This is a genomic window from Pseudoalteromonas luteoviolacea (assembly GCF_018100925.1).
In the GTDB taxonomy this organism is placed as follows: Bacteria; Pseudomonadota; Gammaproteobacteria; order Enterobacterales; family Alteromonadaceae; genus Pseudoalteromonas; species Pseudoalteromonas obscura.
In genome coordinates this window covers 81,379-101,746 of sequence record NZ_JAGJEH010000015.1, presented here as the reverse complement: position 1 = coordinate 101,746, position 20,368 = coordinate 81,379, and the positions used below count along the sequence as shown (strand labels likewise).

The 20,368-nt window shown below is 43.3% G+C and carries 19 protein-coding genes; 6 read left to right on the top strand and 13 right to left on the bottom strand.

All coding sequences use genetic code 11. The features are described 5' to 3' along the window. Positions 1 to 40 precede the first annotated feature (40 nt). Both greB and J8M00_RS24630 read left to right on the top strand, forming a co-directional pair. Positions 41 to 514, top strand: a complete 474-nt coding sequence (greB, locus tag J8M00_RS24635; RefSeq protein ID WP_023400665.1) for a transcription elongation factor GreB — start codon at positions 41 to 43, stop codon at positions 512 to 514. Positions 515 to 599: 85 nt separating this feature from the next. Next, positions 600 to 2,933 (top strand): Tex family protein, encoded by a 2,334-nt coding sequence (locus J8M00_RS24630; RefSeq protein WP_211013049.1) that lies wholly within the window; start codon positions 600 to 602, stop codon positions 2,931 to 2,933. 62 nt (positions 2,934 to 2,995) lie between these two features. Here the strand turns inward: J8M00_RS24630 and J8M00_RS24625 are convergent, their stop codons facing one another. From J8M00_RS24625 to bioH, 3 genes are all read right to left on the bottom strand, one after another. After that, positions 2,996 to 3,904 (bottom strand): putative metalloprotease CJM1_0395 family protein, encoded by a 909-nt coding sequence (locus J8M00_RS24625; RefSeq protein ID WP_211013048.1) that lies wholly within the window; start codon positions 3,902 to 3,904, stop codon positions 2,996 to 2,998. Between the two features lie 2 nt (positions 3,905 to 3,906). Beyond that, entirely contained in the window at positions 3,907 to 4,215 is a 309-nt protein-coding gene (locus J8M00_RS24620) for a hypothetical protein (RefSeq protein WP_023400668.1), read from the bottom strand. A 103-nt stretch (positions 4,216 to 4,318) separates the two neighbouring features. Next, positions 4,319 to 5,056: a pimeloyl-ACP methyl ester esterase BioH gene (gene bioH / locus J8M00_RS24615; protein WP_211013047.1), complete on the bottom strand. Its 738-nt coding sequence runs from the start codon at positions 5,054 to 5,056 to the stop codon at positions 4,319 to 4,321. A gap of 57 nt (positions 5,057 to 5,113) precedes the next feature. Here bioH and J8M00_RS24610 point away from each other — a divergent pair, with 57 nt between their 5' ends. Continuing rightward, positions 5,114 to 5,791 carry a ComF family protein gene (locus J8M00_RS24610; protein WP_211013046.1) on the top strand — a complete coding sequence of 226 codons (678 nt, stop codon included), beginning with the start codon at positions 5,114 to 5,116 and terminating at the stop codon, positions 5,789 to 5,791. Between the two features lie 4 nt (positions 5,792 to 5,795). Here the strand turns inward: J8M00_RS24610 and J8M00_RS24605 are convergent, their stop codons facing one another. Beyond that, a complete protein-coding gene (locus J8M00_RS24605) occupies positions 5,796 to 8,330 on the bottom strand; it encodes a M14 metallopeptidase family protein (protein ID WP_211013045.1) in 2,535 nt (844 codons plus the stop codon). A 144-nt stretch (positions 8,331 to 8,474) separates the two neighbouring features. Here J8M00_RS24605 and nfuA point away from each other — a divergent pair, with 144 nt between their 5' ends. Then, positions 8,475 to 9,050 carry a Fe-S biogenesis protein NfuA gene (gene nfuA / locus J8M00_RS24600; RefSeq protein WP_211013044.1) on the top strand — a complete coding sequence of 192 codons (576 nt, stop codon included), beginning with the start codon at positions 8,475 to 8,477 and terminating at the stop codon, positions 9,048 to 9,050. 10 nt (positions 9,051 to 9,060) lie between these two features. Then, positions 9,061 to 9,336, top strand: a complete 276-nt coding sequence (locus J8M00_RS24595) for a hypothetical protein (protein ID WP_211013073.1) — start codon at positions 9,061 to 9,063, stop codon at positions 9,334 to 9,336. Here the strand turns inward: J8M00_RS24595 and dinF are convergent. Next, positions 9,281 to 10,612, bottom strand: a complete 1,332-nt coding sequence (gene dinF / locus J8M00_RS24590) for an MATE family efflux transporter DinF (RefSeq protein ID WP_211013043.1) — start codon at positions 10,610 to 10,612, stop codon at positions 9,281 to 9,283. The two genes, J8M00_RS24595 and dinF, sit on opposite strands and share 56 nt — an antisense overlap. Between dinF and J8M00_RS24585 the strand changes: the two genes are divergently transcribed. After that, complete coding sequence (locus J8M00_RS24585; RefSeq protein ID WP_432652290.1) at positions 10,598 to 11,623, top strand: polysaccharide deacetylase family protein; 1,026 nt, start codon at positions 10,598 to 10,600, stop codon at positions 11,621 to 11,623. The two genes, dinF and J8M00_RS24585, sit on opposite strands and share 15 nt — an antisense overlap. A gap of 3 nt (positions 11,624 to 11,626) precedes the next feature. On the opposite strand, the gene J8M00_RS24580 is transcribed toward J8M00_RS24585, so the two are convergent. The 8 genes from J8M00_RS24580 to J8M00_RS24545 all read right to left on the bottom strand — a co-directional run bounded on the left by J8M00_RS24580 (position 11,627) and on the right by J8M00_RS24545 (position 20,316). After that, positions 11,627 to 12,658: a protein-glutamate methylesterase/protein-glutamine glutaminase gene (locus J8M00_RS24580; RefSeq protein ID WP_211013041.1), complete on the bottom strand. Its 1,032-nt coding sequence runs from the start codon at positions 12,656 to 12,658 to the stop codon at positions 11,627 to 11,629. 11 nt (positions 12,659 to 12,669) lie between these two features. Further along, positions 12,670 to 13,293 carry a chemoreceptor glutamine deamidase CheD gene (gene cheD / locus J8M00_RS24575; RefSeq protein ID WP_211013040.1) on the bottom strand — a complete coding sequence of 208 codons (624 nt, stop codon included), beginning with the start codon at positions 13,291 to 13,293 and terminating at the stop codon, positions 12,670 to 12,672. Then, on the bottom strand, positions 13,290 to 14,114 hold the full coding sequence (locus J8M00_RS24570; RefSeq protein WP_211013039.1) for a CheR family methyltransferase: 825 nt from the start codon (positions 14,112 to 14,114) through the stop codon (positions 13,290 to 13,292). The genes cheD and J8M00_RS24570 overlap by 4 nt, the downstream gene beginning before the upstream one ends. A 116-nt stretch (positions 14,115 to 14,230) precedes the next feature. Further along, a complete protein-coding gene (locus tag J8M00_RS24565; RefSeq protein ID WP_211013038.1) occupies positions 14,231 to 16,966 on the bottom strand; it encodes a methyl-accepting chemotaxis protein in 2,736 nt (911 codons plus the stop codon). 12 nt (positions 16,967 to 16,978) lie between these two features. Further along, positions 16,979 to 17,485 (bottom strand): chemotaxis protein CheW, encoded by a 507-nt coding sequence (locus J8M00_RS24560; RefSeq protein WP_023400680.1) that lies wholly within the window; start codon positions 17,483 to 17,485, stop codon positions 16,979 to 16,981. Continuing rightward, entirely contained in the window at positions 17,482 to 19,653 is a 2,172-nt protein-coding gene (locus J8M00_RS24555; RefSeq protein WP_211013037.1) for a chemotaxis protein CheA, read from the bottom strand. Before J8M00_RS24555 ends, J8M00_RS24560 begins: the two co-directional genes overlap by 4 nt. A gap of 18 nt (positions 19,654 to 19,671) precedes the next feature. Then, entirely contained in the window at positions 19,672 to 20,034 is a 363-nt protein-coding gene (locus J8M00_RS24550; protein WP_023400682.1) for a response regulator, read from the bottom strand. A gap of 9 nt (positions 20,035 to 20,043) precedes the next feature. Beyond that, the gene (locus J8M00_RS24545) at positions 20,044 to 20,316 is read right to left on the bottom strand and encodes an STAS domain-containing protein (protein ID WP_023400683.1); all 273 of its coding nucleotides are present in this window, start codon (positions 20,314 to 20,316) and stop codon (positions 20,044 to 20,046) included. Between the last annotated feature and the right edge of the window lie 52 nt (positions 20,317 to 20,368).

Below are 20,368 nucleotides of genomic sequence, written 5' to 3'. Positions count from 1 at the left end.
ACACGCGTACCTTATATAGGTTTTTCCGATATATTGCATTATGAAAACAAACTTAATTACGCCCGAAGGGTATCGAAAACTGCAGCAAGAGCACGACCACCTATGGTTTGAAAAGCGTCCTGAAATAACAAAGATTGTCAATTGGGCCGCCAGTCTCGGAGATCGCTCCGAAAATGCCGACTATACCTTTAACAAACGCTTGCTTAGGCAGATAGATCGACGTGTTAGATATTTACGCAAACGCTTACCTGATTTAAAAGTAATTGAATATGACCCACAACAAGCTGGCAAAGTCTATTTTGGTGCTTGGGTCGAAATAGAAAATGACGAGGGGGAAACTAAGTTTTTCAGGATCGTTGGGCCAGATGAAATTTACGAGCGCAATGACTATATTTCTATAGATTCGCCAATGGCCAGAGCTTTACTCGGAAAATCAGTCGATGATGATTTCATGGTGAAAACACCTCAAGGTGATGCACAATGGTATATCAATAGAATCGAATATCAGGCCTGATAAATTTACCACTAATATGGTATGATAACCCCCAACGCTTAATAGATTTTTTAGCGTAGCTAATTGAACTTTATAAGGATTTTGCATGAGCAACATCTCAGCTCGTTTAGCCCAAGAGCTAAATGCCTCAGAACAGCAAGTGCTGGCAGCCACCACATTGTTAGATGAGGGCGCAACAGTTCCCTTTATCGCCCGTTATCGTAAAGAAGCCACTGGTGGCTTAGATGACTCTCAACTGCGCCTTTTGGAGCAACGCCTTTCATATTTAAGAGAATTAGAAGAAAGACGTTCATTTATCATCAAAACAATCGAAGAGCAGGGCAAACTGTCAACACAACTCGCCAGTGATATTGCACAAGCCAACAGTAAAACTGAGCTTGAAGACCTATATTTACCCTATAAGCCGAAGCGCAGAACCAAAGGTCAAATTGCAATAGAAGCTGGTTTAGAGCCGCTAGCCGATCAACTTTTTGCGGATCCGAATTTATCGCCAGAGCAAATGGCAGAAGACTTCACCAATGCTGATGCCGGATTTACCGATGTAAAAAGCGTACTTGAAGGCGCTAAGTTTATTTTAATGGAACGTTTTGCTGAAGATGCCAAGTTACTTGCTAAATTCAGAAAACACATCACTGACAATGCTCAATTGCAAAGTCGCGTGGTTAAAGGGCAAGAAGAAGCGGGCAATAAATACAGAGACTATTTTGAGCATAACGAAGCACTTTCAAAAGTACCTTCGCACCGCGCATTGGCCATGCTCAGAGCGCGAAACGAAGGTATTTTGCAATTAACCATTAACCCTGAGCCAGAGGCACAAGATCATCAACAATATTGTGCTCAAATGATTGCAGATCATTATGGGTTGAAAGTACAAGGTGCCAAAGCCAGTGATTGGTTGATGGTCGTTGTACAATGGGCTTGGAAAATCAAATTAGCTCTACACCTTGAAAATGAGTTCTTAGGTTCTTTGAGAGAAAAAGCAGAAAGTGGTGCGATAGATGTATTCGCTAAAAACCTGCAAGACCTGTTAATGGCCGCGCCTGCTGGGCCGAAAGTAACCATGGGTATTGATCCAGGTTTGCGAACTGGCTGTAAGATCGCGATTGTAGATTCGACTGGTAAATTACTTTCTACAACCACGATTTATCCACATGCGCCCCAAAACCATTGGGAAAAATCAATTCGCACAATTGAGCAATTATCTCGCCAACACAAAGTCCAACTGATTGCCATTGGTAATGGAACTGCGTCACGAGAAACCGATAAACTTGCTGGCGAAGTACAAAAAGCAGCTTCGGATCTAAATTTAACGAAAATCATGGTCAGTGAAGCTGGCGCATCTGTCTATTCAGCATCAGAGTTTGCTGCAAATGAATTCCCTGAGCTCGATGTTTCACTGCGCGGTGCTGTATCTATCGCTAGACGATTACAAGATCCACTTGCCGAACTCGTTAAAATTGAACCTAAATCAATCGGTGTCGGCCAATATCAGCACGATGTATCGCAAAGCCAGCTTGGTCAAACCCTTACAGCTGTAGTAGAGGATTGTGTTAACTCTGTCGGCGTTGATGTTAACACAGCATCTGTGCCTCTACTCACTCGTGTATCTGGACTCAATAAAACTTTGGCGAGCAATATCGTCAAATACCGAGACAGTAATGGATCTTTTGCCAACCGAAAGCAGCTGAAAAAAGTCGAGCGCTTAGGTCCAAAAGCATTTGAACAAGCAGCTGGTTTCTTGCGTATTCAAGATGGCGATGATCCACTTGATGCTTCAGCGGTTCACCCAGAGGCTTACCCAGTGGTTAAGCAAATATCTAAATCTAACGGTTTGGAGCTACAGAGCTTAATAGGCAATAGTGACGTACTCAAAAAGTTAACTCCGAATGATTATGTTGATGAAAAGTTTGGCTTACCTACCGTTACTGACATTATTGCTGAGCTAGATAAGCCAGGCCGAGATCCTCGACCTGAGTTTAAAACCGCCCAATTTAAAGCAGGTGTGGAAAAAATATCTGATTTAAAAGTTGGAATGGTGCTTGAAGGCGTAGTCTCTAACGTTGCCAACTTTGGTGCCTTTGTTGATGTCGGTGTTCACCAAGATGGTCTTGTTCACATTTCAGCAATCACCGACAAGTTTATTTCAGATCCTCGTGAGGTAGTCAAAGCTGGCGACATTGTGAAAGTAAAAGTCATTGAAGTAGATGTAGACAGAAAACGCATTAGCTTTACCATGCGCTTAAATGATGCCACTCCGTCACAAGCTGAGGGGCATAAAAATAAGCCACAGCAAAAAGCAGGTCAAAACCATAACCGTAAACCTGAACGTCGCGACAACTCAAAAGGCAACCGCCGCGATCAGGGCAATGCAGCTATGGGTAATGCATTTGCTGAAGCGTTCGCCAAATTGAAAAAGTAACTATTATCCAACAAAAAAAGGAAGGGTTAACCCTTCCTTTTTCTATTAAAAACATTCTCACTTTATACTGTCACTGAAAGCTGTGCGTCTTCATTGGGTTTGGTGATTTGTCCATAAAAGCCTTCAATTCTCAGGGCTCTAGACTCTATTTCAGGATCTCTCTCGATCGGTAATGCAACTGCAAATGGATCGGCTTCCTGTTGCAATCTCGCTCTTTCCAATACCGGCTGTTCTGACTGCGCTGCACCTTCTTGGGTCAAACGTCTATTTTGAAATTTTTGCACCCCGCTCGAGGCTTTGTCTTCTTCTGAGCCACTGATAGATTTTTTTGCCAACTCCGCCTGTGCAGTCGCTATTTTTGAGGTTGCATCTGCAGCAATAGCTCTATCGGCTCCCGAAGGCTCAGCAGGTGCCAAAGCGGCAGCTCTGACAGTTTGCATTTTTTCTATCGTTTGCTGTGGGTCCCCTTCTACAGGAGCCACATCAATCATCACTTGGCCGCCTACGGCATAATTGTTACCGTCTGGACCTCGTTGATATTCGTAACTCGGTGCACCAGCATATTGACCACCAACTCTTGCATGGGCCTGCTCATGAAGTTTGACTTCGCGATCTCTATCTTTGAGCTCTTTTAATTGTTGCTCGTCCTGCTCCTGTTGAGCTTGCTCACGTTCAGAAAGTTCCTCTTCTGAAGCTTGGCTCTCTTTCTGCCCATCGCCTTTCTCGTCGCCACGTTCATTGATAGATTTGCTGTCTTTAAGTTGCCCGTTTGCATCGTATGTGTCTTGCGAGTCATGTTCTGCGGTGCGAGACTTGTCATTGTCTTGGAGTGCTTTATTTTCCGTCGCAGGCGGGGGGACTGCTGCGGGCTTTGGGATCACTTCACGCAGCTGATTATCTCGTCTAGCCGTTTCCGTGTAGACGTTTGCGGTATTGAGGTTAATCGCCGGTTGAGGCGTGACGATGTTCATACTTACACTTTAATATCAATCAAAGTTCCTAGCACTTCATCAGCAGTTTGAATCGTCTGCGCATTTGCTTTAGCATTGAACTCCTCCACCTTTAAGTTGACTAATGATTCATCAATTCTCGGTGGTTGAGAAACAGGTGCCGTAACAGCCTCTTCAGGTCTTGCTGCTTCAAGCTGCCTTTGCTGAGCCAACTGTTCATCACTTTGCTGATCAATCGTCGCACGATTTATGTCAGCAGAGGCTCTTTCAATATTTTGTTGAGCACGATTAAAACCTTCAACGCCTGCGTTTAGTACGTCTCCAATAGGCATAATAGACTCCAAATTACTTTTTCACTAACCTAATTATTGCTCATATTATGTTCAAAATAAAGTGTAGGCGGCAATTTTTTGCCGCCTTGCGGGTGAATATATTTTAAAGGACTGATTTTAGGTAACTAATAAAATCATCTCGATGAGAAATAAACGGTGCGTGAGATGCTTTTGGTAAGATCTCATAGCTAAATTGCGGGTTTATCAGTGAAAGCTCAGCCGCAACATTTTGAGGAACTAACGAATCTAAGCGACCAAAAATACCGTAAACCGGGCATTTCAGATTGGCAAAGTCAGATCTTAGATCAACGTTTTGCAAAATGTCTAAACCTGCACTGAGTGCAGCATCATTCGGCTCAGGAGCCAAAAACAACAACTCTTTCAGTTGCTTGATATCTGCCTTGGCGTGTTCGCTACCCATAGCTTGTATCGCCAAAAAACGTTCTATTGTTTTTCGGCTATTTTTTGCTAGCTGTACTTTAAACTGCTCAAGAACTTGCGCCTTAATACCGGGCCATTCATCATTCTCGCAAAACTGCGCATTTGAGGATACTAGCACGAGGCTGGCTACTTTTTCTGGATATAAGGTAGCTAATTTAGTTGCCACTAAACCACCCAAAGACCAGCCAATCACAATACTGTTTGACTGAATTCGATTAGACAATGACTTTACTATCACATCTAATGAATACGCGTCTGCAGGCATCGGTTCTCCGCCAAAACCGGGTAAATTAAGGGCTTTTACAGGCTTTCCCAATGCGTCACTTAGTGCAGCACCAATAAGCTGCCACACTTCTTTATTCATTCCCCAACCGTGCAGTAGCACAATTTCACTTTGCATTTTAATACGCCTCGAGCCAAAATTACCGCTATGATATCGTTTCAAGGAATGAATGCAATGTCACTACTACAGGCTTTAACAAAAAGCTTTTTCCCTGCAAAATGCGCATCTTGCCAACGCTATATAGAAAACCCCGGCTTATGCACTAGCTGTTATCAAGCACTCCCTTTGTTTGACCAAGCTGATCAAAACTTGCTGGTGCGCCCCGATATAAACCGCATGTTTAATTTACCAGACTGTGACGGTTTGAGCGCCTGTGGTTGGTATCATGGACAGCTTGCAACTTGGGTAAAACAAGTTAAATACCAGCACAGTCGCCAAGCGACTATGGTACTCAGACAAATTATCGACGCGCAGTGGCGCAGGCTCAATTTGCAAAACCTTATCTGTGCTGATGGAGTTATTCTCGTCCCCTTACCTAGTAGCCGGTTAATCTATCGTGGCTACAATCAAGTTTATCAAATGTGGGCACCAATGCTAAAACAGTGCAATGTTAATATCCTCAGTACCATTGGCAAAAAAAGTAGGCCATCGCATGTGTCGCTCTCTAAACGTGCGCGACAAAATAATGCCAAACATGCGTTTTATCTAAAACAGACGTTAGAGTACAAGCGGATTTTAATCATTGATGATGTGATCACCAGCGGTGCCACAGTCAATGCCATAGCCTCGTTATGCAAGTCAGCAGGCGCACAATCCGTCTGGGCATGCGCTACCTGCATCACTGAGTTATGAAAGCCTATTCAACACTGCTTGCAAAAAATAATGCGTTGTTTAATAGTCGACTTGTGCCGTACCAATAGCCGCGAAATACCGGGTTATCGGTCATTGCAATCACCAATCCTTTACCATATTTCCTTGCAACCAATGCGCTGCTATTAGCTATTTGTGCAACATTCTTTTCATGTGCATATCCCGATAGCAAAGGAGCATTGCTATATTTCAGTACGGTACTAAAGGGCTTACTGCTATGTTTCATAACCCAAGTACTATTTTTAAAAAGCGGCAGCGTGCCATCTTCATAGCCAAATGCCAATGGATGAGTTACATCTACTTCAGCTTGAAAGATTGCGCCAGCAATACGCTGCTTTGCCGCCAGTGCATCACGTTCCGAATAAGGTAAATTATCTGTCTTAAACAATGCTTTCATTTCAGTTTTTGAAACCGTTTCAACGCTCAGCAGTTGCTGATCGATTAACCACTTTGCGCCGCGTTTTTGGCCCCAAATTATGCCACCACTTTTTACCCATGAGTATATTGCTGCCTTGGCCTGTTTAGTGAGTCGATCATAACGGCCGTCTGCCAAGATAATATGTGTATATCGAGAGAGGTCTATTTTACCTAGACGATGCTGTTCGACAATTGTAGGGGCTAAGCTTACATGTCTGTCTAAGTGATACCATATCTCTCCAACTTCATATTGACTTGTGCCCTCGCCGCCAACCAACAAAGCTTTTGGTTGTTTAATTGGGGCCATTAATCTTGAGCCTAAGTCTATTCCACTCGCTGTTAAACCAGTGTCAATTGCGAATAGTTGAATCTGTGTTTTATTTGCGATATCAACTAACTTAGCCTGCCAATTGGACAGTGTTTGAAGTCCAGCAGGGATCACAATGCTACCTGCGGAAAAAGATTGCTTCCCGGTTTGTGTTTGCGCAGTAAAAGATTTTAGTGCTCCTCTAACTTCAAACCCTTCTGCCAACAATAAATTGAGTAGTTTTGGTGCTAAATAATGATGCCACTCAAAGGCAAAAGCGTAGCTATTGGACAATTGCTCTTCGGAAAAACTAGACTGTGCAGGCTCCCATGGAGATTGGCTATACTTTAGCCCCCAACTACTCGTAACAATAGTGAAATTCAAATCATATGCATAGGGTAGTGTCCACCCCGACACGTCGTAAAAGGTGTTGTCTTCAAACTCTGTCTGCGTAGAAAAAGCAGCCTTTATAAAACGATATTGTTGCTGCTGCAAAGGAATATATAAATCACCAACTTGATATTCATGGTCGGCTAACGTGATGGCTTTATTTATAGGGTAGGCATTGATTTGATGACGTTTAAGCAAAGCAGCAAATTGCTCAAAACGATATGTATCTTTTCCTTTTGCAACAATATACCCCTTGAACTTTTCTTTACTAGCTAGGCGCTCAGCTTCAGCAAAAAAACTTCTTTGATAAGCCATTAAGGCTTCTTTATGTGCTGTAGCGCCAGTAAACGTAGACAATGACGTGAGTAGTTGATTCTTAATTGTGCGATGAAAATATAAATCACCGTTAATAGACTCTTGTAAATGGCCCCTACTACTCGCTTGCTCAAATAAAATTCCAATCGTGCCATTTACGTCTGGGTAAGTTGAACCTTTACCTATGTAAAAGTCATCAAAGCTCTCTTGAGTAAAATATAGTTGCCGCTCTTTATCTAATGTTTGAGCATGATACTTTGCTAGGGCGTGTGTTAGTGTTTGGTTCTTTTTTGGCGTAAGTGGATGGGTTCTAGATGGGATCCCCGGCTGAAAAAAGTAGCTGCTATTTGTTCCCATCTCGTGAAAGTCGGTGAGTACAGTGGGCTTCCAACGATGAAATTGTGTAACTCGCGCAATAGATTCAGGGTGTTGTAACAACAGCCAATCTCGGTTTAAGTCAAACCAATAGTGATTCGTTCGCGCCGATGGCCAAGATTCAACATGCTCCCGATGAGCAGGATCTGACGACAATGCTTGCCCTCTGTGGCTGTTCGCCCAATGGGCAAAGCGTGCCAATCCATCTGGGTTCATCGCAGGATCAAGCAAGATGATATTATTTTTCAAAATATGCTCAACTTCCTCTCCCTGTCCGGCTGCCAAATAGTAGGCCACCAGCATCGCGGCATTACTACCAGACGGCTCATTGCCATGCACGCTATACCCCATCCATATTACATTCGGTGCATCAGATGATGTTACGCCCTCTTTTAAACTGTTCAGATGCGCTTCGCGCAATGACTCTAACTTTTCTTGTTGTGCAGGGCTGGTGATTGCCAGTTGCAATAAAGGACGCTGCTCATGACTGTAGCCAATCGTCGATAAGCTAACCCTCGGACTTTGCTTAGCAAGTAAAGTGAGGTAGTGGACTAACTGGTCATGACGTACATGCCATTCACCCACTTCATAACCCAAAACTTCATTAGGTTTAGTAATACTTTGGTCAAATTTTATATCGGGAGAAAAATAATAGGTGATCGGCTTCGCATGGCTTGCAAATACAAAAAAAACCAGCAGTAACAAAAATATTCTCATACTAATTCCATCTTAAATCGCTCACTAGTAAGCTAACAAGTTGATCCAATTCACCGCAAATTTTTACGTCCAACACTAGCTACAACCGGACGAGGGGAGTATCATAGGGAGTAACCGAGTAAATTAGTCAAGTATAGCCAGATTATGATCACAATTTCAGAATCAGCCCAAACACATTTTGCCAAACTGCTCAGCGATCAAGCTGATGGCACGAGTATCCGCGTATTTGTTGTAAACCCAGGAACAGCACAAGCTGAATGTGGTGTATCTTACTGTCCAGCAGATGCTGTTGAGCAAAGCGATATACGCTTTAACTTCAACGGATTTGACGCCATCGTCGATGAAGAAAGTGCGCCTTTTCTAGAAGAAGCAGAAATCGATTTTGTTACCGACAAAATGGGCAGTCAACTCACATTAAAAGCACCAAATGCTAAAGCGAAAAAGCTGAAAGATGACGCAAGCTTGGCTGAGCGCGTTGAACACATGTTAGTCACTGATGTTAATCCACAGCTTGCCAATCACGGCGGTCAAGTGAGCCTCGTAGAGATCACAGCTGAAGGCATCGCCGTATTGCAATTTGGTGGCGGTTGTAACGGTTGCTCAATGATCGATGTCACTTTAAAAGAGGGCATTGAAAAAGAAATGGTTGCAAAGTTTGACGAAATCACAGGTGTGCGCGATATAACAGAGCACGCACGTGGCGACCACTCATACTACTAACCTATTCAGTATGTTAACGCAGTTTATCTACCGCTTGGGGTCCAACCCCAAGCGCAGTCTCAAGTTCTTTTTTACTGGTATTGGTATATTTGTGCTCGCAATGGGATTGTTCGCATTGAGCTATTACCATGACCCAAGTTGGCGCTATGCTGGGCTTGCCGTTTTATTTCCAGCATTAGGGATCGCTGGGTATGGCTATTTAGGGATTTTTGCAAACCGCTTTTCACAAGTTATTTCAGCAAGGCGTTCTGCACGTCAAGCTTTCGATAACGGTAAATCAAAGTAATTCCTCGCAGAGCCATGAAGCACGTCATCGCAAACCATAGCGCATGATTGCCATGATCCAGCAGCAAATAAACGGGCAAGAAAAAGCCAAGCGAAGCAGAAAATATCATGCTGTTACGCATTTCTCTTGCCCTTGTTAATCCAACAAACACACCATCGAATAAAAAGCAGCTCATCGCGATTAAAGGTAATACTACAAGCCAAGGTAAGTAAACTAATGCCGTCTCTACAACACTTGGAATACTGGTTAGCATGCCAATGATCGCTGGTCCAAAAACAGCAAACACAAGACAATAAAGTACTGCAAAAACACTCCCCCACAATGTGCTCACAGCAACCCATGCTTTTAATTTTTCGGCATCTTTTTCACCTTTAGCCTGCCCGACTTTTGCCTCAACCGCATATGCAATGCCATCCATTGCAAAGCTCACCAGCATTAGAAAGTTAAGCAATACCGCGTTTGCAGCAAGCGTATTATCGCCTAAACGCGCACCATAAAATGTCATAAAGCTAAAACACAATTGCAATACCAATGAACGAATAAAGATATCTTTATTCAGCGTCAATAAATGAATAAGATGTTGGCGGCTCGGTCTTAACCACAAAAATACCCATCCTTTCTTTTTCAGTAGCGAGCTGGTTAACCACACAGCAAGCACCAATGCGCTATAGTCTGCGATAACAGACGCCCATGCAGCACCTGCTACTCCCCATTCAAAACCAATAACAAACAATAAATCCAAAACAATGTTGACAAGGTTAGTAAACAGCACAATATAGAAAGGCCCCTTGCCATACTGCAAACCCAACATAAAACCCAGCAAGACCAAATTCATCATTGCCGCAGGCGCACTGTATATACGGATCGAAAAATAGAGCGAGGCTTGTTCCATAACATCGCTGCTAGGGTTGGCTAACCGCTCAATCACCTCAAGTAAAAATGGCGATAATCCAATGAGCGACAGAGCAAATAGCAGTGCGATAGCCATACTTGCCAACAAAGATTGGTATGAACGAGCTTGATTTTTCTCGCCATAAGCTTGTGCTATTTCCCCTGTTGTACTCATACGCAAAAAGCTGGCAAGCCAAAATAACAACGCAATACTGCCCGAGCCAAGCGCGATGCCCGCCAAGTAGTGAGCATGACTTAAATGGCCAATCACAGCAGTATCAACTAATCCTAACAGTGGTACCGAAATATTTGATAAAATCATCGGCGCTGCGAGAGTAAGTAGTGGAATATGATAAGGTGTACGCAGGTAATGAAAAAGCTTCATAATTTAGTTCTATTTGTTGGTTTAGCAAGTGTGCAAGCGCACAGTGCGACTATCTTACAATATCATCATGTCAGTGAGAAACTGCCGCCTGTTACCAGCGTCAGTGAGGATACCTTTAAATCTCATTTAGAGCATTTAAAAAAGGGCAATTATAACGTCATTGCGCTAGATGAATTCCTCAATCATCTTAAACAGGGGAAGCAACTCCCGCTAGGTACCGTTGCAATTACTTTTGACGATGGATATGACAACAATATAGAAGCGGCTGCCCCGCTTCTCGAAAAATTTAACTTTCCCTACACGATTTTCGTCAACCCTAAATTGATTGATGAAGGCAAAAGTTATGTCATGACATGGGATGAATTAAGAACTCTGTCAAAACGCGGCGCACTGATAGCAAATCACAGCGCCCAACACGACTATTTGCATTTACGTCAACCTGGTGAATCTGAGGAGCAATGGACCAAGCGCATAAGTCATGATTTAACTTGGTCACAACAACGTATTAATGCTGAAATCGGGCACAATTACCCCTACATTGCGTACCCCTATGGCGAGTTTGACTCAGCACTGCAATCACTTGTGCAACAACTTGGCTTAATAGGTATTGGCCAGCATTCAGGTGCAGTTGGTCCAACAACTGATTTTACGCGAATTCCTCGTTTTCCAGCCTCTGGCATTTACAGTAATTTAAAAACGCTGAAAGTTAAAATTGATTCTCTCCCATTCGAGATTGACCAATTAGCCTATAACAATTCAGTGACCAAAGAGCGCCGTCCTTCAGTTACAATAACATTCAAAAATATGGACTTTAGTAAACATCAATTGGCTTGTTTCGTATCAGGAGTTGGCCGCGCAGAATTAAACTGGCACTCAGAAAACCAAGTGGCTGTAACTAGTCCAGAGCGTTTACCGAAAGGTCGTTCTAGATACAATTGCACAGCGCCTTCAAAAACACATAAAGGCCGCTTTCACTGGTTTTCACAGCCTTGGGTAATACAGATAAACTAATCTTTAGCGACTCGCGGAGTGTAATAGAGCCTTGGCCATTGCATCTAAAGACACCACTTTATTTGCGGCATTGAGTTCAACCGCTGCGCGAGGCATTCCCCACACAACACATGAGGCTTCGTCTTGAGCAAATGTGTTTGCCCCAGCCTCTTTTAATCTCAGTAGCCCCTGTGCGCCGTCAGACCCCATCCCAGTTAGCAACGCTGCATGCACATAACTCGCGACTGGTAGTAAGGAGTCAAATAATACATCTACAGCAGGTTTATGACGATTGACCTTATCGCTATCGCTCAGCTGACACACCAATTTAGACCCTTTTTGTACGACCAGTAGGTGTTTATCTCCCGGGGCAATAAATACCTTGCCCGCACCGAGCTCATCTCCTTCTTCTGCTTCTTTCACATTCACGGTGCAGCACCTATCCATACGTTGCGCAAATGAAGTACTAAAAACAGGTGGAATATGCTGTGTAATCACAACAGGAGGGCTATTTGACGGTAACTTGGTTAGTACCTCTCTCAGCGCTTCAGTTCCGCCAGTTGAAGCGCCTATTGCCAAAACACTCAAACTTTGAAAACGTGCATCACTGGGCATCGCTTGCGCTGCGTTTTGCTGCTTGTCAGGTTTAAAGGCCCTTACTCTCGCTCGACTTGCCGTGCGAATTTTTTGGTACAGTACATCTGCATATGCTTCCAATTGCTCCGCGACATTAGACATAGGTTTGGCAATAAAGTCGACAGCCCCCGCTTCTAACGCTTCAAGGGTCTCTGGCGACCCTTTTTGGGTCAACGTTGATAACATAACGACGGGCATTGGTCGCAACCTCATTAAGTTCTTTAAAAAACTTAACCCGTTCATTTTTGGCATCTCAATATCAAGGGTAAGCACATCAGGCTGTAGCGCCTTAATCATATCTCTCGCTTCATAGGGATCTTTAGCTGCCCCCACAACCTCAATATCTCCTGCTTCCTCTAATACCGCTTTCAAAACAGCCCTAAGCAAAGGTGAGTCGTCTACTATCAAAACCTTTATCATTGCTAATTACTCTAAAATAACTCGATATCGGTTTGTGCATCTTGCGCCTCGATATCATGTAAGTATTTAACCTCACGTTTTTCAATCGTGTCATTGTGTACCTGCCGCAGTTTTTTTACCTTCGCAGAACCCGACTGAGGATGAAATACCACCTTTCTGGGCCAAGGCCCCCCCACATCATGTGATACCAATTCTAAGTGCTCTTCTTCAACATAAGCTCTTGCAAAACGGATGTTGCCCACTCCGATATCTGTCATCGCACTAATTATTTTTCCACCACCAAATAGCTTTACTTTGAGGTTGTTACGACTGGCACCATTTTTTAAAACTTCGTTTATCAAAAACTCCATCGCCCAGTTTCCGTAGCGGCAATTAAAGTCATCTGAATGAACATTCGTCACATTTGTCATCTTCTGAGCACCCGGCAACATAAAGTGATTCATGCCACCGATCCCCAGCTTTTCGTCGTACACACAGGCTGCAATACAAGACCCCAATACCGTCGAGATTAACTCATCATTTTTCGACACGTAAAATTCGCCCGGTAAGACCTTAGCTACAACCTTACTTCGCCCCGCATCCCAAAACCGTTTTACATGTTCAAAGCCATTTATTACAGGCCTAAAGTGGCTCATGTTACATCCACCCTCTTATACATAGTTTTGCCCAAATTTTTAAAGTCTCTGCGCTCTTTACTCATTGTTTCTGAGTGGCCTATAAATAAATGTCCATGTGACGGCTCTAACATGCGATGGTATCCATCAAATAGACTGTCTTTTGTCTCTTTATCAAAATAAATCAACACATTTCGACAAAATATCAAATCAAACGGGCCTTTCATTGGCCAAGGTTCGAGCAAGTTCAGACGCTTAAAATAAATGAGACTCTTCAATTGTTCTTTAACACGGTATTGACTACCATCACTGCTTTTCAAAAACCACTTTCTCAAGTGATTTTCATCTAAGCCCGTCACTGACTGGCTGCTATAAATGCCTTCCGCCGCTTTTGAGAGAACATTGGAGTCCAAATCAGTCGCTAAGACCTTCACGTCCCAGTCACTTGGAAACTCATCTTTCACAGTCATTGCAATACTGTATGGCTCCTCACCTGTCGAACATCCAGCAGACCAAAAACGTGCTCTTTTAGACAATCTATTATCCTGCTTAATACGTGGAATTAAGTCGCTTTTTAAGTATTCAAAATGATGCGATTCTCGAAAAAACGAGGTTAAATTCGTCGTAATTGCATTAATAAAGTGGCTAAACTCTTGATCACTACTGTTGTCTAAGAATGTTAAATAGTCCTCAAAATTTTTCAGCCCATTTGCTCTTATCCGTCTAGCAAGACGCGAATACACCATCTCTCGTTTATGTGGCCCGAGCACAATGCCACATGCGCTATATACCTTTTCAGAGACTTTCTGAAAATCAGTGTCTGTAAACTGAAACTCTTTCATACGCTCTCAACGCTCAAATAGTTCAATTAATAACCAAAAAGTTAGCTGGTGCTTTTTGTAAGAAGAGGCCCTCAGCTCAGAGGCCCTCAGCTCAGAGGGCCTCTACAAACTTGTGGTTAAAACTCTTCCCACTCTTCGGAATCATCTGCAAAGCGGTTTGCAGGTTCTGTAGATCTTTGCGACAGGTTAGAGGTGACTTTCGCAGGCGTGCTATTATTCAACTGCATGCTTCCTGCATTACTCACTGGCTGTTGAGGTGTATTCAACCGCTTGGTTGGCAAGCTGCTGACCGACGCTGGCAGGCTATCTGTATTTGAGTCGCCAACATTAAAGAAGTTTAATAGCCTTCTCATATCATTAGCTTGCTCAGCCATTGACTCCCCAGCTGCAGAAGCCTGTTCCACCAACGCCGCATTTTGCTGCGTCATCTCATCCATTTGGGCAACGGCTTTATTGACCTGCTCAATACCAGAGCTTTGCTCTTCGGATGCTTCAGCAATATCAGATATCATTTCTGTCACACGTTTTACAGCGGCAACAATTTCTTTTAACGTTGCGCCTGATTCATTCACTAATAAGGTGCCATCTTCAACTTTGCCAACACTGTCTCTAATCAAGTCCTTAATTTCCTTCGCAGCACCTGCTGAACGTTGTGCTAGATTCCTAACTTCACCTGCTACAACTGCAAACCCTCGCCCTTGCTCCCCAGCTCTTGCAGCCTCCACCGCGGCGTTTAATGCAAGTAGATTAGTTTGAAACGCAATTTCGTCAATGACGCTGATAATATCTGCGATCTTTTTACTAGATTCATTGATCTCTGACATACTTGAGACGGCTCTGTTAACCACTTCACCACCTGTTACCGCTTTTTCACTTGTTTCTGCCGCAAGCTCATTGGCAACTTTGGCGTTATCCGCATTCTGTCTTACCGTGCTGGTCATTTCTTCCATACTTGACGCTGTTTCTTCTAGAGATGACGCTTGTTCTTCTGTACGCTGACTCAAGTCCGCATTACCTTGGGAGATCTCTTCAGCGCCACTGGCCACCATAGCGGCAGAAGAACTGATTCGATTCAACACTTCTGTTAATTTATCCGCCGTCGTATTCGCGTCTTGTTTAAGTTTGTCAAACGCGCCTTTATAGTCTGCATTGATCCTTTGAGTTAAGTCCCCGTTAGCCAGTGCATCTAACATGTTTACGGTGTCTGATACCGCATCATCTACCAGGGAAACCAAACCGTTTAGCCCTTGGGCTAAGCGAAGGTAGAACCCTTGTTTATCATTTTCATTGAGGCGAACGGCCAAATTACCTTCACGCGCTGATTCGACTAGCTCATTGACTTCCGATTCGATCGCCACTTCATCTGTCCGGTCTTCCCATTCGACCACAGTACCAATACGCTCACCATCTGATGCCAAAATAGGGTTAGCAACTAAACCAAATGTACGCCCGCCTACTTGGATCTCTGTTTTATAGGTATCAGTTAAGTGACTGACCATATTGCGCTGATGCGCAGGGTTCTTATGGAAGACATCAATATTGGCGCCCATCAGTTTATTACTATCAAAGTTGGGGAGATCTTGTCGAATATCCCGCTCAGCATTTTTCATCATGGATGTCACTGACTCGTTCATATATACAATATTGAAATGACCATCCGCAATCATGGTATTGGTTGCAACGTTGTCCAATGCGCGACGTACACGTAGATTTTCGTTTGCCGCTTTTTGCGCTTCACGCTCTTGTACCAACCTCTCAGTCTTGTCTTCCCACTCAACAACCGTGCCCAGACGGTTGCCATTTTCATCTTGTACTGGTGTCGCAATTAAGCCAAAGGTAAAACCGGCAACTTCGATATCTGTCTTGTAGGTGTCCGTCAAATTACTCAGCAAATTCCTTTGATGACTCGGGTTGGCATGAAATATGTCAATGTTTTGCCCCATTAATGTATCCACATTAAAGCGTGGCAATGCCGTTTGTAGTTGCGCTTGGTTTTTTCTCAACATACTCATGACTGACTCATTACCATATACGATATTGCAGTCATCATCTGCTAACATGACATTCGCTTGGCACACATTTAAAGCACTAGATATCCGTGCATTTTTCGCAGCTTCATTTTTTTGTTTCTGTTCAATGGCTAGCTGCTCTGTCAAGTCTTTCCACTCAACTAACGTGGCAATACGTTCATTGTTTTTATCAAACACAGGTGTTGCAATTAAATCAAATGTCAGCCCGGCAACTGTGATTTGTGTTTTGTACACATCTCTCAAACTCGCTAACAGGTTTCTTTGATGACTGGGATTGGCATGAAACATGTCTATATTTGTGCCGATCGTGGTTGCAACATTAAAGTTAGGTAACTCTTTTCTCAATTGGTGTTCGTTTTGTCTCAGCATGACGGTTACGGAGTCATTCATATAGACAATATTTAGCTCACTGTCTGCAACCATAATGTTTGCCTGACAGCCTTTCAGTGCCAGCAACAAACTTTCAGTGTGATCGTCTTCATGCTCCTCTTCTCGCACATCGACATCTACATTCGATAACACCCTATGCAATTGGGGGAAACCTGACAGGTCCAACTGCTCAAACTGTGCGCGATTACCCACCTTCAACAATGGCATCGCGGCATAAACAGCCACCAGCTGTCCAGTAATGGGAGATAAACCATTTTTTAAAAATACTAAAGCAGCCGCAATACCCAAAAGCGGAACTAAAAATGACATCATTCGTATTTGCTCTGATTCAGCTTGCCCTAGCTGAGCACCAACAATGACACTAATAACCAGAATCACCCCAGTTACTAAGATCTTGTTATTAATACTGCTTTGGATACTCTGTTCGCTCATTTCGACCCCCAATTAGCCTTTGAGACCACTTTTATCACTCAAATCTAAAACTTTTTCTAGATTTAAAAGCACAACCATTTTTTGACCTACATTCACTAGTCCGTGAACAAAATATGCATTATCTGAATCTTGGAAATCTGGCACATCTTTGGCCTTTTCCTCTGCAATGCTATAGACATCTGATACCGCGTCCACGACTAGTCCCATAATTTTCTGCTGTTCCTTAATCTTTACTGACACCACGATCACAACCGTCAACGGCCCATATTCAATTGCATTAATGCCAAAGCGCATCCGCAAGTCGATAATTGGTACAATTGTGCCGCGTAGATTCATCGCGCCTCTGACAAAATTAGGAGAGTTTGGAATGGTGGTGACAGGCTCCCACCCACGAATTTCTTGCACGGCTAAAATATCCATACCGTACTCTTCATCGTGCATCATGAAAGTTAAAAACTGCTTTTCGTCAGATTCTCCATCAAACATAAGCTGCTGATTCACTTCAACTTGATCAATCATGCTGGTTCAGCCTCCTCACCTTTCAAATCAACTAATAACTCAGTTGAACCTGGCCTGCGCAAGCCACTCAGTTTGATGAGTCCACTGATATCAATGATGAGCGATACTGTCCCATCACCTAATATCGTCGCTCCAGAAATGCCGTCAACTTTCTGATAGTTCGCCTCTAAGCTTTTGATAACCACTTGTTGTTGTGCAAGTAGATCGTCAACTAGTAAGCCTATTTTATAATTGTCGCTCTCAACTACGACCAATAGCGTTTTGTCCAGCTCTTCACGCGCGCCCTGATGGCTAAAAATGTCATACAATCTCAGTATCGGAATATATTCATCTCTTAAGCGCAGAACTTCTAAACCTTTGCCAACCTTACTGACTTTCGTAATGTCAATTTGGAGCGATTCAACTATTGAGATAAGTGGAATGATATAAGTGTGCGTTGCAACTTGTACCAACTGACCGTCTAGAATAGCGAGTGTAAGTGGCAGCCTTATTGTAAAAGTCGAGCCAACGCCTTGTTTTGACGTGACCTCTACCGAACCATTGAGCGCTTGAATATTGCGTCGCACAACATCCATTCCAACTCCTCGGCCGGAAATATCACTTACGCTATCCGCCGTTGAAAACCCTGGCATAAATATAAGTTCATTGATTTCTTCAGCACTTAATTCGTCTGACTCGTTAATTAAACCATTCGCAATTGCCTTACTGCGGATTTTTTCAGTATCCAGCCCTTTGCCATCATCCATTATTTCAATAACGATATTACCGCCTTGATGAAAAGCGTTTAGCGTCACTGTACCCACAGGGTTTTTACCATTGGCGATACGCTCTTCCGGTGTTTCTAAACCGTGATCTAATGAGTTTCTCACTAGGTGAACCATAGGATCGGAGAGTTTTTCCATCACGGTTTTATCGAGCTCTGTTTGCTCACCGACCAGTTTAAGCTCAACTTGTTTCTTTAGCTTTTGAGACGTATCTCTTACTAGCCTTGGGAAGCGACTAAATACAAAGCTAATTGGCAGCATCCTGATCCGCATCACATTTTCTTGCAAGTCACGGGTATTGTGCGCCAACTGAGTGAGCCCTTCCTGAAGTGCAGCAATACTGGATTCAGTGATATCCTGATCGCCAATTTGGCTCAGCATCGCTTGCGTTATCACCAGCTCACCAACCATGTTGATCAAAGAATCTACTTTATCAATACCAACACGAATAGAAGTCGCGGCTGAATCTGTGGATTTTCTGCTTTCAGCTTTATTGCTTTTCACCGACTCAACTTTTTTCTGCACCGCAGCAAGACTCTCTTCCGCCTGCTGGTTTTGTTCATTGTTGGTCGCATTTTCACTTTGTGCAGGAGGTTGTTGAACAGTTTCTAGGTTATCAGCATTAGAAGATACCGAAGGCTCTGGTACTGACGCCTGTTGCACAGTCGGACTTTCATCTTCAAACAACCCTCCGCACGCTTCAATTTTTATTTCCGCATCATCTTCGACCCACTCGAAGATTTCAGAAATTGCTTGCTCTTCTCTGGTTGTCGTCAGGAAAAAGCGCCAGTGCAAAAAACAATCTTCAGGGTCAAACTCTAAAAACTCAGGAAGACCATCGTGAAATACATTGACCTCTAACTCGCCTAATTCGGCAAGTTCAGAGAACATATAGAGCGGCTCATTCCCGGTTTTAAACAGATGAGATTCAGGCTTGAAATCAATTTGGTAGGTTGTACTTTGCAATGCCTCACTGACGGTTTCGCTATGCTCAGCTTCGACAACCTCTGGTGACTCATCACCCAGTATTGCTTCAAAACGTGCCTTGAGCTCATTTGATTCACTTAAATCAGGCTCTTCTTCCGCTTGCAATGCGCTGAGCAACCCTCTTACACAATCGACGGACTTTAAAAGTAAGTTCACATGCTCAGCGGTAAGGACACGCTGTCCGTCTCGAATTTGGTCAAGGAGTGTTTCCAGTACATGAGTAAAGTCTGAAACAGACACAAAACCAAATGTGCCACTGCCGCCTTTGATCGAGTGGGCAGCTCTAAATATCGTGTTAATGGTCTCTGAATCTTCAGTTCCTGGTTCAAGATTTAGAAGCTCAGCCTCCATCGCATCCAGACCTTCAAAACTTTCTTCAAAGAACACATCAAAAAACTGGCTTAAATCTATGCTCATGCTTATACCTCGTTGGTACTAGCGGATGACTTTCTTCAATACAGCTAACAATTGATCTGGATTAAAAGGCTTTACAATCCAGCCTGTTGCACCTGCGGCCTTACCTTCGCTTTTTTTATCAAGCCCTGATTCGGTGGTCAGCATTAAAAGCGGCGTAAATTTATAGTTGGGTAAGCTACGCAATTCCCTAATCAAGGTTATCCCATCCATAACGGGCATGTTTACATCAGAAATTACAGCGTCAAACCCCTGCTGTTTCGCCAAGCTTAATGCCTCGCTACCGTCCTTTGCTTCTGTGACGTCAAACCCTGCTTTTTTAAGAGTGAACCCAACCATTTGTCGCATTGAAGCAGAATCATCCACAGCTAAAATCTTTTTCATATTGACCTCTTAAATCTTACTGCTAAAGGATAAAATTTCGGTTAAACCAAGTTGTTCTACAGACTCAAACAAAATAGGGCTATCACCATGCCAAGTTATCTGCTGATCAAAATTCATTAAGCGTTTTTGCAATGCGCACAGCATTTGAATTGAAGCGGTATCAACTTTACAAACATCATTGATATCGATACAGATTGGTTGCCCTGTTTCTAGTTCTTGAACAAACATCTGATAGAGTTCTTCAACTTTATTGATGGCTAACTCAGAAGGAAGTTTAATCATGCGCTTGGCACATTCCCTGTAAAAATTGTAGATAAGATTAGATTAGACGTTG

Coding starts and splice junctions, on each gene's coding strand:
- greB (WP_023400665.1), top strand. CDS start 41: ATGAAAACAAACTTAATTACGCCCGAAGGGTATCGAAAACTGCAGCAA.
- J8M00_RS24630 (WP_211013049.1), top strand. CDS start 600: ATGAGCAACATCTCAGCTCGTTTAGCCCAAGAGCTAAATGCCTCAGAA.
- J8M00_RS24625 (WP_211013048.1), bottom strand. CDS start 3,904: ATGAACATCGTCACGCCTCAACCGGCGATTAACCTCAATACCGCAAAC.
- J8M00_RS24620 (WP_023400668.1), bottom strand. CDS start 4,215: ATGCCTATTGGAGACGTACTAAACGCAGGCGTTGAAGGTTTTAATCGT.
- bioH (WP_211013047.1), bottom strand. CDS start 5,056: ATGCAAAGTGAAATTGTGCTACTGCACGGTTGGGGAATGAATAAAGAA.
- J8M00_RS24610 (WP_211013046.1), top strand. CDS start 5,114: ATGTCACTACTACAGGCTTTAACAAAAAGCTTTTTCCCTGCAAAATGC.
- J8M00_RS24605 (WP_211013045.1), bottom strand. CDS start 8,330: ATGAGAATATTTTTGTTACTGCTGGTTTTTTTTGTATTTGCAAGCCAT.
- nfuA (WP_211013044.1), top strand. CDS start 8,475: ATGATCACAATTTCAGAATCAGCCCAAACACATTTTGCCAAACTGCTC.
- J8M00_RS24595 (WP_211013073.1), top strand. CDS start 9,061: ATGTTAACGCAGTTTATCTACCGCTTGGGGTCCAACCCCAAGCGCAGT.
- J8M00_RS24585 (WP_432652290.1), top strand. CDS start 10,598: ATGAAAAAGCTTCATAATTTAGTTCTATTTGTTGGTTTAGCAAGTGTG.
- dinF (WP_211013043.1), bottom strand. CDS start 10,612: ATGAAGCTTTTTCATTACCTGCGTACACCTTATCATATTCCACTACTT.
- J8M00_RS24580 (WP_211013041.1), bottom strand. CDS start 12,658: ATGATAAAGGTTTTGATAGTAGACGACTCACCTTTGCTTAGGGCTGTT.
- cheD (WP_211013040.1), bottom strand. CDS start 13,293: ATGAGCCACTTTAGGCCTGTAATAAATGGCTTTGAACATGTAAAACGG.
- J8M00_RS24570 (WP_211013039.1), bottom strand. CDS start 14,114: ATGAAAGAGTTTCAGTTTACAGACACTGATTTTCAGAAAGTCTCTGAA.
- J8M00_RS24565 (WP_211013038.1), bottom strand. CDS start 16,966: ATGAGCGAACAGAGTATCCAAAGCAGTATTAATAACAAGATCTTAGTA.
- J8M00_RS24560 (WP_023400680.1), bottom strand. CDS start 17,485: ATGATTGATCAAGTTGAAGTGAATCAGCAGCTTATGTTTGATGGAGAA.
- J8M00_RS24555 (WP_211013037.1), bottom strand. CDS start 19,653: ATGAGCATAGATTTAAGCCAGTTTTTTGATGTGTTCTTTGAAGAAAGT.
- J8M00_RS24550 (WP_023400682.1), bottom strand. CDS start 20,034: ATGAAAAAGATTTTAGCTGTGGATGATTCTGCTTCAATGCGACAAATG.
- J8M00_RS24545 (WP_023400683.1), bottom strand. CDS start 20,316: ATGATTAAACTTCCTTCTGAGTTAGCCATCAATAAAGTTGAAGAACTC.